Origin of the sequence: Plantactinospora siamensis, from assembly GCF_042434095.1 — a bacterium.
In the GTDB taxonomy this organism is placed as follows: Bacteria; Actinomycetota; Actinomycetes; order Mycobacteriales; family Micromonosporaceae; genus KBS50.
In genome coordinates, this window is the sequence record NZ_JBHLUE010000011.1 from 44,481 (window position 1) to 59,579 (window position 15,099).

Genomic DNA, 15,099 nt, shown 5'->3' on the forward strand with positions numbered 1-15,099 from the left:
GCGCCGGCGCCGCCGGCGACAGGGGCGTGGCCGGCACCGGCCGCGGCGCTGCCACCGTCGACGTCGCCGGGAGCGGCGAGACCGACGGCGTGGACAAGGCCCTGCGGCTGATCGACGAGGCCCGGGCGGCCGCTACCGGTGCCCTCGACGACCTCCGGGCCGTCATGCACAGCATCCACCCGGCGGTGCTCGCCGACCGCGGCCTCGGCGCCGCGGTGCGGGCGCTGGCCCTGGACCTCGCCACCCCGGTGACGGTGACCGGCGAGCCGCCGGCCGACCTGGCCCCGGCCGTGGAGACGGCCGTCTACTTCGCGATCGCCGAGTCGCTGGCCAACGTGGCCAAGCACAGCGGTGCCGCCGCGGCCACCGTGCGGTTCGAGCGCAGTCGCGGCTCGCTGCGGATCGAGGTCACCGACGACGGTACGGGCGGCGCCGACCCGGCCCGCGGCACCGGCCTGCGCGGCATCGGCGACCGGCTCGACGCCATCGACGCGCGGCTCCGGGTGGACAGCCCGGTCGGCGGACCGACCCGGATCAGCATCACCGTCCCGGTCGAGCCGAGCTGACCGGATCGTTCCGGATCGGGTCGCGAACGTGGCTGTCGGCCGGCCCCGGCGATCGTCAGTATCGGTGCATGACCTCAGCACTTCTCGTGATCGACGTCCAGCGGTCCTTCCAGCAGCGGGAGATCTGGGCGGCCAACTCCAACCCGGACATCGTCCGGCAGGTCAACCGGCTCGTGACGGCCGCCCGCGAGCGCGGCGACCTGGTGGTCTGGGTGCTGCACAGCGAACCGGACACCGGCACCGTGTTCGATCCGGCGAACGGCCACGTCCGGCTGATGGACGGGCTGGAACCGGCCCCCGGCGAGCCCCGGCTGACCAAGACCTCGCACAATGCCTTCACCACCACCGGCCTGGCGCAACTGCTCACCGAGCGCGGCATCCGCCGGCTGATCGTCTCCGGCATTCAGACCGAGCAGTGCTGCGAGACCACCGCCCGGGTGGCGTCCGACCTCGGCTACGACGTCACGTTCGTCACCGACGCCACGGCCACCACGCCGATCCAGCACCGCGACGCCTCGCCCGGCCGTACCCTCGCGGAGATCCTGGCCGACCCTCGTACGCTGGGCACCGCCGACATCATCGCCCGGACCGAGTACGCCCTCGCGGGCCGGTTCGCGACGATCCGTACCGTGGATGAGGTCGTCGGAGCGTCGGAGCCGGCGGTCGTGGGAGGCTGACCGGATCGTGAGCAGGGTGGTGTTCCTGCTGCTGCCCCGGCTGCACCTGCTCGACCTTGCCGGGCCGGCGCAGGTGTTCTCGACGGCGGCCGACCTCGGCCACGACTACCGGCTGCGCTATGTGGCCGAGTCGCCGGAGGTGCCGACCGCGCAGGGGCTGCCGGTGCGGGCGGAGCCGGACTGGCCCGAGCTGTCCCCGGACGACCTGGTGGTGGTGCCCGGATGCCGGGCGCCGACGCTGGCGGCCGCCCCCGAGGTGTCCGCCGGGGTGCTCGGGCGGCTGGCCGCGCACCACGCGGCCGGCGGCACCGTGGCCAGCGTCTGCTCCGGCGCCGACGTGCTGGGCCGGGCCGGCCTGCTGGACGGCCGGCGGTGCGCCACCCACCACGAGCTCTCCGCCGAGCTGGCCCGGCGGTATCCGGCGGCCCGGGTGCTGCGGGACGTCCTGTACGTCGTCGACGACCGGGTGGTCACCTCGGCCGGCATCGCCAGCGGCATCGACCTGGCGCTGCACCTGGTGGCCGCCCGGCACGGGCCCGGGGCGGCCGCCCGGGTGGCCCGCTCGATGGTGGTGTACGCCCGGCGCAACGGCGACGAGCCGCAGGACAGCGCCATGCTGCGGCACCGCGCCCACCTGAGCGACGCCGTGCACCGGGCGCAGGACATGATCGACACGCGTTTCGCCCACCCGCTGCGGCTGGACGAGCTGGCCGCCGGGGTAGGGGTCAGCCCGCGGACGCTGACCCGGTTGTTCGGCTCGGCCACCGGGCTGACGCCGCTGCGGTACCAGCAGATGCTCCGCCTCGAGCGGGCCGAGCACCTGATCGGGCACGGCTCGACGGTGGAGACCGCCGCCCGGGCCGTCGGCTTCGCCGACGCCCGCATGCTGCGCCGACTCCGCTCCGCCGCCCGCTGATGAAGGAAGGGCCCCTTGTTATCGCTTTTTGTATAGCAGGGGCCCCCTGTTAACGCCTCGGGTGTCCGCCGCCGTCCCCGGTGCGGCGTATCGGTGTGGTGCTGGGCACTCCGGCCTGGCGAGACGCGGTTGAGCGGCCGTACCCGCGGGTAGCAGGCCCGCCACGCGCGACCCGACCAGGAGGTCGCCAGGTGGGAGGACAATCTTCGATGGCGACATCGATCCTGCGGAAGAAACCGATCAAGGACGTTCTGGCGCAGGGTGCCGAGGACGGGGACGACCGCGGCAGGCTGCGCCGTCGGCTCGGCTCCGTCGACCTGATGGGCTTCGGCGTCGGCATCGTGATCGGCACCGGCATCTTCACGCTCACCGGCGTCGAGGCGCGGGACACCGCCGGCCCCGGTGTGGTGATCTCGTTCGCCATCGGCGGCGTGGTGGCACTGCTGGCCGCGTTCTGCTACGCCGAACTGGCCTCCAGCGTGCCGACGGCGGGCAGCGCCTACACCTACGCGTACGCGACCCTGGGCGAACTCGCGGCCTGGATCATCGGCTGGGACCTGCTGCTGGAGTTCGCGCTCGGCGCCGCGGTGATCGCCCGGGGCTGGTCGGGCTACCTGGCCGACCTGGTCGGGCTGCCCTCCGCCTGGTTCAGCGAGGATGGCAGCGTCGTCAACGTGGGCGCCATGGCCATCGTGGTGCTGCTCGGCGTCGTGGCCATCACGGGCATCCGCGAGTCGGCCCGGCTGACCAATGTGCTGGTGCTGGTGAAGGTGGCCGTCTGCGTCCTGGTCGTGGCGGCCGGCCTGTTCTTCGTGAAGACCGCCAACCTGACCCCGTTCATCCCGCCCGCGCGCCAGCCGGACGCCAGCGAGGGTGGGTTGGCCCGCCCGCTCACCCAGGCGATCTTCGGGATGGAGCCGTCGGTGTTCGGCTTCGCCGGGGTGCTCACCGCCGCGGCGGTGGTCTTCTTCGCGTACACCGGATTCGAGGCCGTCGCGAACCTGAGCGAGGAGACCCGCAGGCCGCGCCGCGACCTGCCGCTGGGCCTGATCGGTACGCTGGTGATCTCCACGGTGCTGTACATCGGCGTCTCGCTCGTGGTGGTCGGCATGGTGAAGTACACCGACATCGACGCGGGCGCGCCGATCGCCTCCGCGTTCCGCGCGGTCGGCGCGGGCTGGGCCGCGGCGCTGGTGTCGATCGCCGCGGTCGCCGGGCTCACCAGCGGCATCCTGGTCGACCTCGTGGCCATGGGCCGGATCGGCTTCGCCGTCTCCCGGGACGGTCTCATCCCGCCGGCCATCGCGAAGATCCACCCGCGCTTTGGTACGCCGTACCGGATCACCGCCATCATGGTGGTGGTGGTGGCGCTGCTCGCCGGCTTCGTCCCGCTCTCCGCGCTGGCCGACCTGGTGAGCATCGGTACGCTCTTCGCCTTCGTCATCGTCTCGGTGGCGGTGCCGATCCTGCGGCGTACCCGTCCGGAGCTGAAGCGGCCGTTCCGGGTGCCGTTCTCGCCGGTCCTGCCGATCGTGTCGGCGCTGGCCTGCCTCTACCTGATGACCAACCTGTCGATGGAGACCTGGCTGAGGTTCCTGGTCTGGATGGTGCTCGGCGGGATCATCTACTTCGGCTACGGGCGTCGGCGCAACCGGCTGGCGCGCCGGGAGCAGGCCGCGGAGTCCGGGGCCGCAGGGGCGGATCCGGAGCGGGCCGGGAGCGAGTCCACCGACCCGGAGCCGACGACCGCAGGCTGAGATCCCCCGGGGCCCCGGCCTGCGCCGGCCCCGGCCTGCGGGCCCCAGCCTGCGCGGGCCCCGGCCTGCGCCGGCCCCGGTCTGCGCGGGCCCCGGCCGGGTCGGGGCGGGGCGTTAAGAAGGGTCCCTTCCTATACAAAAAGCGATAAGAAGGGGCCCTTCCTTGCGCGTCAGGGCTTGCGCGTCAGGGCTTGCGCGTCAGGGCTTGCGCTGCGGGGCGGCGGTCGGGCCGTGCACGGTGGGCTTGCCGGCGGCCCAGGTCACCTCGTCCAGCCAGACCTGCCGGCCGGGGTCGACGGCGCCCTCGGCGCCGGGTGGCCAAGCGTGGTAGATGAGCCAGTCCCGGCCGTCCTTGGACACCATCGAGGCGTGCCCGGGACCCGAGGCGGCGCCGTTCGAGCGCAGGATCGGGTTCTCGGCGGCCTTCACGCATGGGCCGGTCGGCGACTCGCAGACGGCGTACCCCTCGGCGTACTCGGCCTTGTCGTACGCGTTGGCGGCGTAGAACAGGTAGAGCTTGCCGTCGTGCCGGTGCAGGAACGGCCCCTCGATCACCGCGCCCTCCCACGCCTCGGTCTGGCGCAGCAGCTTGGCCGGTGAGCCGGTGAGCCGCAGGCCGTCCGGGGACAGCCGCTGCGACCAGAGCCAGGTGTCGGCGCCGATGGCGTTGCCGTCGTTCTTCCAGACCAGCCAAAGCGTGCCGTCGTCGTCCCGGAACGGGCTGGCGTCGATCGAGCCGCCCTGGTCGGCCTGGCAGATCAGCGGCTCGGCCGCGTCGTCGACGTACGGGCCGGTGGGCTTGCTGGCCACGGCCCGGCCGATGCACTGCCGGCCGGACCGGCGGTCGGCGGCTGTGTAGTACGCGACGTACCTGTCCTCGGCCAGGGCGATCACCTCGGGCGCCCAGGTCTTGCCGGCGTCCGCCCAGCGGCCCACCTCGGGCAACGCGTCGCCGGCGGCCGCCCAGCTGACCAGGTCGGTGGAGGTGCGCACCGGGATGTTGGCGCCGCCCGCGTTGGTGGAGAACAGGTACCAGGTGTCGGCCACCCGGATCGCCTGCGGGTCGGGGCTGTCGGTGCGCAGCACCGGGTTGGTGAACATGGACTGGTCGCTTCCGCTGGGGCCGGGGGAGGGGTCGGAGGATCGGGGCGCCGACGAGCAGCCGGCCGCGAGGGCCGCGACGGCGAGCACCGACAGCAGCCGGCCGGCGCGGCGGGCCGGCCGCTGCCCGCCGCGCGGCGGGACGGCCGTTAACAAGGGCCCCCTGCTATACAAAAAGCGATAACAAGGGGCCCTTCCTTCAACGGTCATCCCTTGAGGCCGCTGCGCGAGACGCCCTGGATGACGTGGCGCTGGGCGAGCACGAACAGGATCAGCACGGGCACGCTGGCCACCATGGCGCCCGCCATGATCACCGGGAAGTCCGTGTTGTACGCGCCCTGCAGCAGGCCCAGGCCAACCGGCATGGTGAGCCGGTCGGTGCTGAACAGCACGAAGATCGGCCAGAGGAAGTCGTTCCAGTTGGTCAGGAACGACAGCACGGCGAGGGTGGCCAGCGCCGGCCGGGACAGCGGCAGCACCACCCTGGTGAACACCTGCCACTGGTTGGCCCCGTCCAGCACGGCGGCCTCCTCCAGCTCGCGCGGCAGCGAGATGAAGAACTGGCGCAGGAAGAACACCCCGAACGCGCTGGCCGCGGCCGGAACCACGATGACCAGCAGGGTGTCCAGCCAGTGCAGGCTGCTCACGATGGCGAAGCTCGGCACGATCAGCGTGGCCGGCGGCACGAAGAGCGTGGCCACGATGACCCCGAACATCGCCGTCCGGCCGCGGAACCGCAGCCGGGCCAGCGCGTACGCGGCCATCGACGCGGTGACCAGCACGAGCAGCGCGTGCAGCGTGGCCGCGATGAGGCTGTTGACGAACCAGCGCAGGACCGGGTTCTGCGAGCCGGGCGCGAAGATCTTCTGATATCCGTACGACGATAAGGGGCTGGGCAGCCACGTGGGCGGGATCCGCTGCGCCTCCGGGTACGTCTTCAGCGAGGTGAACAGCATCCAGAGGAGCGGCAGGACGAACACCAGGGTGAGGAGCACCAGGACGGCGTACAGGCTCAGGCGGCGGAGTGCGGGCATGTGGTGACCCCTCAGTCTTCCCGGTAGCGGAAGAAGCGGAAGTTGGCGACGCTGACCACTCCGAGCATCAGCGCGAGGATCACGCTCATCGCGGCCGCCCGGCCGGCGTCGTTCTGCGCGACACCGTGGTCCACGATGTACCAGACCACGCTCCGCGTCTCGTTGGCCGGCGCGCCCTGGGTGATCAGGCGCGACTGTCCGAACAGGCCGGCCGACGCGATGATCGTGGTGGTGAGCACGAACAGCACCACCGGGCGCAGGCCGGGCAGCGTGACGTGCCGGAACTTGTCCCAGGCCGAGGCGCCGTCCACGGTGGCCGCCTCGTACAGCTCGGCCGGGATGTCCTGCAGGCCGGCCAGGTAGATCACCGCGTTGAAGCCGGCCGTCCACCAGACGGTGACGCCGATCAACGAGATGAACGCCCATGGCGTGTCGGTGACCCACGGGGTGTGCGCGGGCAGACCGACCAGCTCGAGCACCCGGTTGACCATGCCGAGGTTGGTGTCCAGCAGGAACCGCCAGAGCAGGCCGATCACCGCCACGCCCAGGACGTACGGGGCGAAGAAGACGGCCCGGAAGAACGTGCGGCCCGGGAACGACCGGTTGAGCAGCAGGGCCAGCGCCAGCGGGATCACCAGCAGCAGCGGCGTGGTGCCCACCGTGAAGATCGCCGTGGCCCGGACGCTCTGCCACCAGTCGTGATAGACCAGCGAGTCGCTGGTGAACAGCTCCTTGTAGTTCGCCAGGCCCACCCACGGCTTGTTCGGCAGCTGGAGGTCCCAGCTGTGCAGGCTGATCCAGACGCCCAGGATGACCGGGGCGAGGCCGAAGACACCGAACAGCACCAGGTACGGCGCGAGGAACAGGTACGGGGTGCCGCGCCCGGCCCACCCCCCGGCGGCGCCGGACCCGCCGTTGCGGGCCCGGGCCGCGGGCGGCGCGCCGGTGCGCGCCGCCTCGACCTCGATGACATCGGCCACGCCGATCAGCTCCCGTACTTCTTGCGGTTGTCCTCGAGCAGCTTGTTGGCCTTGGCCGCGCCCGCGTCCATGGCCTGCTTCGGCTGCTGCTTGCCGAGCACGGCGGCGTTGAACGAGTCGTAGAAGATCGTCAGCACGTCACCGAGCCCGGGAACGGCCGGCGGGAAGGCCGCGTACTCCAGCTCGGGCGCGAGCTTGGAGATGTCCGGCAGCGCGGTGAAGTCGCTGCTCTCGCGGACCGCCTTGCGGGCCGGGACCTGGCCGCCCTTGCCCCAGTCCAGCGAGTGCTGGCTGAGCCAGTTGATGAAGACCTTGGCCCCGGCGATCTTGTTGTTGTCCGCGGACCGCTGCTGGACGATAGTGAAGTTGTGGGAGTTGGCCCAGACGCCCTGCTTGCTGCCGATCTGCGGCACCGGGGCCACGCCCCACTGCACGTTCGGGCTCTTCTTCAGGTCGTTGATCTGCCAGATGCCGTTCCAGTTGAACGCGTTCTTGCCGGCCTTGAAGGCCAGGTAGTCGGCGTCCTGGCCGACGTTGGCCGGGGAGTAACCCTGCTTGATCATGTCGACCAGCCAGGTGACCGCCTCGACCGCCGGGTCGGCGTTGAAGGTGGCCGACTGGGCGCCCTGGTCGAACAGCGACCCGCCGAACTGGTTGATCACCGAGTACGCCGTCATGCCGCCGGTGAACTGGAACGGGCTGACCCAGAAGCCCTGCACGCCGGACTTCTTGAGGGCGGCCAGCGCGGCCTCGTACTCCTGCCGGTTGGTCGGCGGCTTCTCCGGGTCCAGGCCGGCCTTCTGCATGACCGACTTGTTGTAGTAGAAGCCCAGTGGGTGCATGTCGAGCGGGATGCCGTACCGCTTGTCCTGGTAGATGCCGCCCTTCCAGACCGTGGGCGCGAAGTCGCCCTCGCTGAGCCCGAGCGCGCTGGCCACGTCGTCGAGCGGCATGATGACCTTGCGGGCCGCGAACGTGGCCAGCTGGTCCATGTGCATGACCGCGATGTCCGGCCCGTTGCCGCTGGAGACCGCGCCCGGCAGCTTGGCGTAGTAGTCGGCCCACTCGTACGTCGCGGGCGTCACCGCGATGTTCTGGTGCTCCGAGTTGAACTGGTCCACCAGCTTCTTGAAGATGTCGCCGTCGCCGCCGGTGAAGCCGTTCCACAGCTTCAGGCTGACCTTGGGGCCGGTGTAGTCCTTTCCACCGTTGCCGCCGCTGGTCGAACCGCCGGTGTCGCTGGCGCTCTTGCCGCCGCAGCCGGCCAGCGTCAGCGCGCCGGCCGCGCCGAGCCCGGCGCCGAGGCCGAGCAGCCGGCGCCGGCTGATCTCGTTGTTGATCATCTGGTAACTCCTCGGGGGTGAAGGCGGGTGTACCTGATCAGTTCTTCCCGGTGGTGAAGCGGAGCAGGTTCCACGAGCGGCCCGGCAACCGGACGGTGCACCGGCCGCCGTCCACCGCCGGACGGTCCAGCTCGCGCGGGACCACCCGGTTCGGTTCGTCGGGGGTGTTGATCGCGCCCGGGTCGGCGCCCGCCGCGATGGTGTGGTGCTCGCTGCCGGCCGCCGCCGGCAGGGAGCGCAGGTCCAGGTCCAGGGCCAGCTCGTCGGCGCCGCGGTTGACCGCGAAGACGGCCAGCTCGCCGGTCTCCTCGTCGTACACGGCCGTGCTGGAGATCGCGGGGGCCGAGCCGTGCCGCTTCGTGTCGTACTCCGGCCCGGCGGGCTCGGTCCGCAGCACGGTGCCGCGGGCGTACCGGGCGGTCAGGGCGAACGGGTGGAAGATGCTCTGCCGCCACGCCGGGCCGCCGTTGCGGGTGCGGATCGGGGCGATCACGTTGGCCAGCTGCGCCTGGCAGGCCACGCCGACCCGGTCGGCGTGCTTGAGCAGGGTGATGAGCAGGTCGCCCACCACCACGGCGTCGACCGCGGTGAAGTCGTCCTCGATCAGCGCCGGCGCCTCCACCCAGCCGCGCCGGTCCAGGTCGGCCTGCAACCGCGCCTGGTACCAGACGTTCCACTCGTCGAACGAGATCTTCAGCTTCCGGGTCTGCCGCAGCCGGGCCCCGACGTGGTCGGCGGTGGCCACGACCTGGTCGATGAACAGGTCCATGTCGACGGCGGAGGCCAGGATGCTGTCGACGTCGCCGTCGGACGGGTCGTAGTAGGTGTGCGCGGAGATGTAGTCGACGTGCTCGTACGTGTGCTCGAGCACCGTCGCCTCCCAGGAGGCGAAGGTGGGCATGCCGCGGTTGGAGCTGCCGCAGGCGACCAGGCTGACCTCGGGGTCGATCAGCTTCATGGCGCGGGCCGTCTCGGCGGCCAGTCGGCCGTACTCGGCCGCGGTCTTGTGCCCGACCTGCCACGGGCCGTCGAGCTCGTTGCCGAGACACCACAGCCGGATCCCGTACGGGTCCTCCACGCCGTGCTTGCGACGCAGGTCCGACAGCCGCGTCCCGCCCGGGTGGTTGGCGTACTCCAGCAGGTCGCAGGCCTCCTGCACGCCCCGGGTGCCGAGGTTCACCGCCATCATCGGCTCGACGCCGGCGGTCCGGGCCCAGATCATGAACTCGTTGAGGCCGAAGGCGTTCGTCTCGATGGTCTTCCAGGCCAGGTCGAGCCGCCGCGGCCGGTCGCCCACCGGCCCGACGCCGTCCTCCCAGCGGTAGCCGGAGACGAAGTTGCCGCCCGGGTAGCGGACCGTGCTGACCCCCAGCTCGCGGGTCAGCTCAAGCACGTCGGCACGCAGCCCCAGCTCATCGGCGGCCGGGTGACCGGGCTCGTAGACACCGCCGTACACGCATCGGCCCATGTGCTCCACGAACGACCCGAACAACCGCCGGTCGGCCGGGGCTATGCGGAAGGCCGGGTCTACGGTCAGGGCAGCAGTGCGCACCAGTGTCACCTTTCGACTACGGTCGGCCAACGGCGTCCGCCGGTCGGTCACCTGCGTGAAGGCCTTTCTACAACGTTGTAGGCAACGATGTAAAGACTGCGTTACGCGATAGAGTCCTGCCATCGGGAGGGAGGTGCCGGGTGGCGCGGCACAGGCTCAAGGACGTGGCCGAGCGGGCCGGCGTCTCGGTCAAGACCGTCTCCAACGTGGTGAACGGTTACCTGCACGTCCGGCCCGACACCCGGGCCCGGGTCGAGGAGGCCATCGCCGAACTCAACTACCGGCCCAACCTGTCGGCCCGCAACCTCCGCAAGGGTCGTACCGGGGTGATCGCCCTGGCCGTACCGGATTTCGACCTGCCCTACTTCGCCGAACTGGCCCGGCACGTGGTCAGCGAGGCCGCCGGGCACGGCTGGACCGTGCTGATCGACCAGACCGGCGGCAAGCGCGAGCAGGAGCGGCTGGTGGCCGCCGGCATCCGCGACCACCTCATCGACGGCCTGATCTTCAGTCCGCTCGCCCTCACCGGGGCCGACCTGGCCGGCGGCGGTGACGGCACCCCCATGGTGCTGCTCGGCGAGCGCGCCGACCATGGCGGCGCGGACCACGTGGCCATCGACAACGTCGCGGCCGCCCGCGAGATCACCGCGCACCTGACCGGGCTCGGCCGGCGCCGGGTGGCCGCCATCGGCGCCCAGCGGACGCCGCAGGGCGCCAGCGCCCGGCTCCGGCTGCGCGGCTACCTCGCCGCGCTGGCGGCCGCGGGCATCGACCGCGACGACCGGCTGATCGCGCCCGCCGTGCAGTGGCACCGCGCGGACGGCGCGGCCGCCATGCGGGCCCTGCTCCGCTCCGGGGTACGCCCCGACGCGGTCTTCTGCTTCAACGACACGCTCGCGCTCGGCGCCCTGCGGACGCTGCACGAGGAGGGCCTGCGGGTGCCCGAGGACGTGGCCGTGGCCGGGTTCGACGACATCGAGGACGGCCGGTTCTCGGTCCCCACGCTCAGCACGGTCGCCCCGGACAAGGCCGAGATCGCCCGGCTCGCCGTCGACCTGCTGGCCGCCCGCATTGACGGCGCGCGGCAGCCCGAGGCGGTCCCGGCGGGCGCGTCGGTCTCCCCGGGCGGCGCGCGCGGCCCGCGGGGCTCCCGCGACCTCTCCGCCGGCTACCGCCTAGCCCTCCGCGAAAGCACCCTAGGCCGCTAACCCCGCCCTCCCCTCCCGCGCGGATCTCCGGTCGATCATGAAGTTGGCGGGGTGACAGGCCGGCGTGGCGCCCGTCAACTTCATGATCAACCCGTCCGGCCCAGGTGGGGTGGGTCAGTCGAAGAAGCGGGCGAGGTGGCTGGGGGCGGGGGCGGGGTCGCCGTCGGCCAGCGGGGTGAGGTCGGCGAAGATCGACGCGCCGTCGCAGCCGGCGTGCAGTGGGTACCACCGGGGCGCGCCGGGCGGCCGGGTGCAGATGCCCTTGATGGTCTGTACGTCCAGCAGCCGCACGTGGGTCGGGTCGGCCACCGCGTTCACGTGCCCCCACCAGGGGCTCATCACGTGCAGCGTGCCCCCCGGCCGGAGCACCCGGTGGCACTCGTCGACCAGCGGCAGGAAGTCGATCAGGTGCTCGAGGATGTGCACCGTGAAGATCACGTCGACCGAGTCGTCGCGTACCGGAAGCGAGCCGGACAGGTCCGCGACCGCGTCGACCCCCGCCGCCCCGCGCAGGTCGAAGCCCAGGTTGCCCGGCCACTGCTTGGCGGCGCCGCACCCCAGGTCGAGCACCACCGGCTCGCGGCCGTCCACCGCCACCCGCGACCAGACCGCCAGCACGCCGTCGAGCCGGCCCACCAACTGGCGTACCAACCGGTGCTCGCGCTGATCGGCCACCCGGCCGTGCAGGTGCGCCACCCCGCGGTCGAATCGCACCTCCACCGGTACGTCCCGCAGCCGCTCGTCGAACTTGGCGAGATCGGTCCAGGCGGCGTCCAGGTACGTGTCGATCTGCCGCAGCCGCTCGCCGGGCAGCGCGGTTCTGCTGAGCGCGACCATGGTGGCACCTCCGGCCCCCGGCCTACCCCGATCCCCGCCCCCCACACCCCGGCGCCTCGGCACGGTCTGGGTCTGGTTTGGTCTGGTCTGTTCTGTTCTGGCCGGGCGGGCGGCGCCGCGTCAGCAGACAGGTCAGCGGCCGACCCGGGTCATCCGGCCGGATCGGCCCATCCGGGGGCGGGGCGCTGGGGCCGAGAGCATCCGCTTGAGGTGGTAGCGGTGCAGCTCGTTCGGGGCGTCCAGCGAGTGGTCCTCGGTCATCGTGACCAGCTCCCAGCCCTGCGCGCCGACCCGGTTCAGGTGCGTGAGCGCGGTGTCGCCGTACTCGGTGACGTCGGCCATCGATCCGTCCGGGCCGTACCAGTGGAAGGTGATCTCCCAACCGGCCTCGGTCGTGCTCGCCAGCCGCCGCCGCACGAGCAGCGCGTATTCGAACGTCACCATGGGAGCATTGTGGACGGCCGGGGCGCCCCGCGACAGCCCCGGCACGCCGGGCCGGCCTCGCGGCGCCGACCCGCGCCGGCCTCGCGACGCCAGCCAGCGCCGAGCCTCGCGGCGCCACCGCGCGCCGAGCCCGGCGCGGCGGTCGGGAGCGGCTCAGCGGTCGGTGACCCGCCCCGCGTCGACCTCCAGATGGCGGTTGGTCCGCACGGTGGCCAGCATCCGCCGGTCGTGGGTGACCAGCAGCAGGGTGCCCGGATAGTTCGCCAGCGCCGACTCCAGCTGTTCGATGGCCGGCAGGTCGAGATGGTTGGTCGGCTCGTCCAGCACCAGCAGGTTCACCCCGCGGCCCTGCAGCAGCGCCAGCGCCGACCGGGTCCGCTCGCCCGGCGACAGCGTCGCGGCCGGCCGCAGCACATGATCGGCGCGCAACCCGAACTTCGCCAACAGCGTCCGTACGTCGGCCGGGTTCAGCCCCGGCACGTGCTCGCGGAACGCGTCCAGCAGCGGCTGGTCGCCCAGGAACAGCCGCCGGGCCTGATCCACCTCGCCGACCAGCACCCCCGGGCCCAGCGCGGCGTGGCCGGCGTCGAGCGGCAGCCGGCCCAGCAGGGCGGCCAGCAGCGTCGACTTGCCCGAGCCGTTCGGGCCGGTGATGGCCACCCGGTCCGCCCAGTCGATCTGCAGGTCCACCGGCCCGAGTGTGAAGTCGCCCCGGTGCGCCACCGCGCCGCGCAGCGCGGCCACCACGGCGCCGGCCCGGGGCGCCGCGGCGATCTCCATCCGCAGCTCCCACTCCTTGCGCGGCTCCTCGACCACGTCCAGGCGCTCGATCAGCCGCTCGGTCTGCCGGGCCTTGGCGGCCTGCTTCTCGCTGGTCTCGCCCCGGAAGTGCTTGAGGTTCTTGTCGTTGTCGGTGGCCTTGCGGCGGGCGTTGCGGACGCCCTTCTCCATCCAGGCCCGCTGGGTCCGGGCCCGCGCCTCCAGGCCGGCCCGGGTGTCGGCGTACTCGTCGTACTCGGCGCGGGCCTGCCGGCGGGCGATCTCGCGCTCCTCGAGGTAGGAGGCGTATCCGCCGCCGTAGAACTTGATCTGCTGCTGGGTCAGGTCCAGCTCCAGCACGCCGGTCACGGTCCGGGTGAGGAACTCCCGGTCGTGGCTCACCAGCACCGTGCCGGCGCGCAGCCCGGTGACGAACTCCTCGAGCCGCCGCAGGCCGTCCAGGTCAAGGTCGTTGGTCGGCTCGTCCAGCAGCACCACGTCGTACCGGCTGAGCAGCAGCGACGCCAGGCCCGCCCGCGCCGCCTGGCCGCCCGACAGGCCGGTCATCGGTCCGTCCAGGTCCACCGCCAGGCCCAGCTCCGCGGCCACCTGCTCGGCCCGTTCGTCCAGGTCGGCCGCGCCGAGCGCCAACCACCGGTCCAGCGCCACCGCGTACGCGTCGTCCGCGCCGGCCGCCCCCACGGTCAGCGCCTCGGTGGCGGCGTCCAGCGCCGCCTGCGCGGCCGTGACGCCGGTACGCCGGCCCAGGAACTCCCGGACCGTCTCCGCCGGTCGCCGCTCCGGCTCCTGCGGCAGGTGACCCACGGTGGCCGTCGGCGGATTGAGCTGGACCGACCCGTGCTCGGGGTCCTGCAGCCCGGCGAGGATGCGCAGCAGCGTGGACTTCCCGGCGCCGTTCGCACCCACCAGCCCGATCACGTCGCCCGGGGCAACGACCAGGTCGAGCCCCGAAAAGAGCATCCGGTCGCCGTGCCCGGCGGTGAGGTCCTTGGCGATCAACGTTGCGCTCATCAGGTCCCGATCGTAGCCAGTCGGCCGGGGCGAGCCGAACGGCTTTCCGGCTGGCCAGCGGCCGGGGCAGACTGGCGGGCGTGATGACCACGCTGAGCATCGACTGCGGGGGCGGCGGGATCAAGGCCTCCGTGCTGGACGCGGCCGGCACCATGCGGGCCCGGCCGATCCGGGTGCCCACGCCGTACCCGCTGCCGACGGCCCTGTTCGTCAAGACGCTGGTCGATCTCGGCGGCCGGCTGCCGTCCGCGGACCGGGTCACCGTGGGGATGCCCGGGATGCTCCGCCACGGCGTGGTCGTGGCCACCCCGCACTACGTGACCCGCTCCGGCCCGCGTACCAGGGTCGATCCGGACCTGGAGGCCGAATGGTCCGGGTTCGACGCCCGGACCGCGCTCGCCGACGGGTTCGGGATGCCGGTCCTGGTGCTCAACGACGCAGAGGTGCACGGCGCCGGCGTGGTGGCGGGCACCGGCCTGGAGCTGATGCTCACCCTCGGCACCGGGCTGGGCTGCGCCATGTTCGACGGCGGCCGGCTGGCCCCGCACCTGGAGCTTTCCCAGGCGCCGGTGCGGTGGGGGATGAGCTACGACACCTACATCGGCGAGCACGAACGCCGCCGGCTGGGGGACAGCTTCTGGTCCCGGCGGGTACGCGGGGTCGTCGAGGGCCTGCGGCCGGTCTTCTGCTGGGACCGGCTCTATCTCGGCGGCGGCAATTCCCGGCTGATCCGGCCGGACCAGCTGGTCCGGATGGGCGACGACGTGGTGGTGGTGCCCAACGACGCCGGCATCCTCGGCGGCGTCCGCGCCTGGTCCATGGCCGACTCCCCCTGACCGGTAAGGAAGGGCCCCTTGTTATCGCTTTTTGTAGAGCAGGGGCCCCTTGTTAAC

The 15,099-nt window shown here is 72.4% G+C and carries 14 protein-coding genes; 6 read left to right on the forward strand and 8 right to left on the reverse strand.

Annotated elements, in window-relative coordinates; translation table 11 throughout:
- From ACFFHU_RS13335 to ACFFHU_RS13350, 4 genes are all read left to right on the forward strand, one after another.
- Positions 1 to 566, forward strand: a 566-nt coding sequence (locus ACFFHU_RS13335) for a sensor histidine kinase (RefSeq protein WP_377338657.1), incomplete at its 5' end; no start/stop codon positions are given.
- Between the two features lie 68 nt (positions 567 to 634).
- A complete protein-coding gene (locus ACFFHU_RS13340; protein WP_377338658.1) occupies positions 635 to 1,243 on the forward strand; it encodes a cysteine hydrolase family protein in 609 nt (202 codons plus the stop codon).
- Between the two features lie 7 nt (positions 1,244 to 1,250).
- Positions 1,251 to 2,159 carry a GlxA family transcriptional regulator gene (locus ACFFHU_RS13345; RefSeq protein WP_377338660.1) on the forward strand — a complete coding sequence of 303 codons (909 nt, stop codon included), beginning with the start codon at positions 1,251 to 1,253 and terminating at the stop codon, positions 2,157 to 2,159.
- A gap of 209 nt (positions 2,160 to 2,368) precedes the next feature.
- Positions 2,369 to 3,916, forward strand: coding sequence for an amino acid permease (locus ACFFHU_RS13350; RefSeq protein ID WP_377338662.1), 1,548 nt, complete (start codon positions 2,369 to 2,371; stop codon positions 3,914 to 3,916).
- Between the two features lie 198 nt (positions 3,917 to 4,114).
- Here the strand turns inward: ACFFHU_RS13350 and ACFFHU_RS13355 are convergent, their stop codons facing one another.
- From ACFFHU_RS13355 to arfA, 5 genes are read right to left on the reverse strand one after another with little or no spacing between them, the layout of a single operon-like run.
- Positions 4,115 to 5,173, reverse strand: coding sequence for a glycoside hydrolase family 43 protein (locus ACFFHU_RS13355; RefSeq protein WP_377338663.1), 1,059 nt, complete (start codon positions 5,171 to 5,173; stop codon positions 4,115 to 4,117).
- A gap of 50 nt (positions 5,174 to 5,223) precedes the next feature.
- Positions 5,224 to 6,051 carry a carbohydrate ABC transporter permease gene (locus ACFFHU_RS13360; RefSeq protein ID WP_377338664.1) on the reverse strand — a complete coding sequence of 276 codons (828 nt, stop codon included), beginning with the start codon at positions 6,049 to 6,051 and terminating at the stop codon, positions 5,224 to 5,226.
- An 11-nt stretch (positions 6,052 to 6,062) separates the two neighbouring features.
- On the reverse strand, positions 6,063 to 7,031 hold the full coding sequence (locus tag ACFFHU_RS13365; RefSeq protein WP_377338666.1) for a carbohydrate ABC transporter permease: 969 nt from the start codon (positions 7,029 to 7,031) through the stop codon (positions 6,063 to 6,065).
- Positions 7,032 to 7,036: 5 nt separating this feature from the next.
- Complete coding sequence (locus tag ACFFHU_RS13370; RefSeq protein ID WP_377338668.1) at positions 7,037 to 8,374, reverse strand: ABC transporter substrate-binding protein; 1,338 nt, start codon at positions 8,372 to 8,374, stop codon at positions 7,037 to 7,039.
- Positions 8,375 to 8,411: 37 nt separating this feature from the next.
- Positions 8,412 to 9,926 (reverse strand): arabinosylfuranosidase ArfA, encoded by a 1,515-nt coding sequence (gene arfA, locus ACFFHU_RS13375; RefSeq protein ID WP_377338670.1) that lies wholly within the window; start codon positions 9,924 to 9,926, stop codon positions 8,412 to 8,414.
- Between the two features lie 140 nt (positions 9,927 to 10,066).
- Between arfA and ACFFHU_RS13380 the strand changes: the two genes are divergently transcribed.
- Complete coding sequence (locus tag ACFFHU_RS13380; RefSeq protein WP_377338672.1) at positions 10,067 to 11,134, forward strand: LacI family DNA-binding transcriptional regulator; 1,068 nt, start codon at positions 10,067 to 10,069, stop codon at positions 11,132 to 11,134.
- A 114-nt stretch (positions 11,135 to 11,248) separates the two neighbouring features.
- Here ACFFHU_RS13380 and ACFFHU_RS13385 read toward each other — a convergent pair whose 3' ends face one another.
- The 3 genes from ACFFHU_RS13385 to ACFFHU_RS13395 all read right to left on the reverse strand — a co-directional run bounded on the left by ACFFHU_RS13385 (position 11,249) and on the right by ACFFHU_RS13395 (position 14,206).
- Positions 11,249 to 11,971 carry a methyltransferase domain-containing protein gene (locus tag ACFFHU_RS13385; RefSeq protein ID WP_377338674.1) on the reverse strand — a complete coding sequence of 241 codons (723 nt, stop codon included), beginning with the start codon at positions 11,969 to 11,971 and terminating at the stop codon, positions 11,249 to 11,251.
- 132 nt (positions 11,972 to 12,103) lie between these two features.
- Positions 12,104 to 12,415, reverse strand: a complete 312-nt coding sequence (locus tag ACFFHU_RS13390; protein ID WP_377338676.1) for a hypothetical protein — start codon at positions 12,413 to 12,415, stop codon at positions 12,104 to 12,106.
- 153 nt (positions 12,416 to 12,568) lie between these two features.
- Positions 12,569 to 14,206: an ABC-F family ATP-binding cassette domain-containing protein gene (locus tag ACFFHU_RS13395; protein ID WP_377338677.1), complete on the reverse strand. Its 1,638-nt coding sequence runs from the start codon at positions 14,204 to 14,206 to the stop codon at positions 12,569 to 12,571.
- An 80-nt stretch (positions 14,207 to 14,286) separates the two neighbouring features.
- Here ACFFHU_RS13395 and ACFFHU_RS13400 point away from each other — a divergent pair, with 80 nt between their 5' ends.
- Entirely contained in the window at positions 14,287 to 15,042 is a 756-nt protein-coding gene (locus tag ACFFHU_RS13400; RefSeq protein ID WP_377338679.1) for an ROK family protein, read from the forward strand.
- The last annotated feature ends 57 nt before the right edge of the window (positions 15,043 to 15,099 follow it).

What these genes read in the sequence shown, in the direction of transcription:
- ACFFHU_RS13390 (WP_377338676.1), bottom strand. Translation starts at nt 12,415, where the DNA reads ATGGTGACGTTCGAATACGCGCTGCTCGTGCGGCGGCGGCTGGCGAGC.
- ACFFHU_RS13395 (WP_377338677.1), bottom strand. Translation starts at nt 14,206, where the DNA reads ATGAGCGCAACGTTGATCGCCAAGGACCTCACCGCCGGGCACGGCGAC.
- ACFFHU_RS13370 (WP_377338668.1), bottom strand. Translation starts at nt 8,374, where the DNA reads ATGATCAACAACGAGATCAGCCGGCGCCGGCTGCTCGGCCTCGGCGCC.
- ACFFHU_RS13360 (WP_377338664.1), bottom strand. Translation starts at nt 6,051, where the DNA reads ATGCCCGCACTCCGCCGCCTGAGCCTGTACGCCGTCCTGGTGCTCCTC.
- ACFFHU_RS13340 (WP_377338658.1), top strand. Translation starts at nt 635, where the DNA reads ATGACCTCAGCACTTCTCGTGATCGACGTCCAGCGGTCCTTCCAGCAG.
- ACFFHU_RS13350 (WP_377338662.1), top strand. Translation starts at nt 2,369, where the DNA reads ATGGCGACATCGATCCTGCGGAAGAAACCGATCAAGGACGTTCTGGCG.
- ACFFHU_RS13385 (WP_377338674.1), bottom strand. Translation starts at nt 11,971, where the DNA reads ATGGTCGCGCTCAGCAGAACCGCGCTGCCCGGCGAGCGGCTGCGGCAG.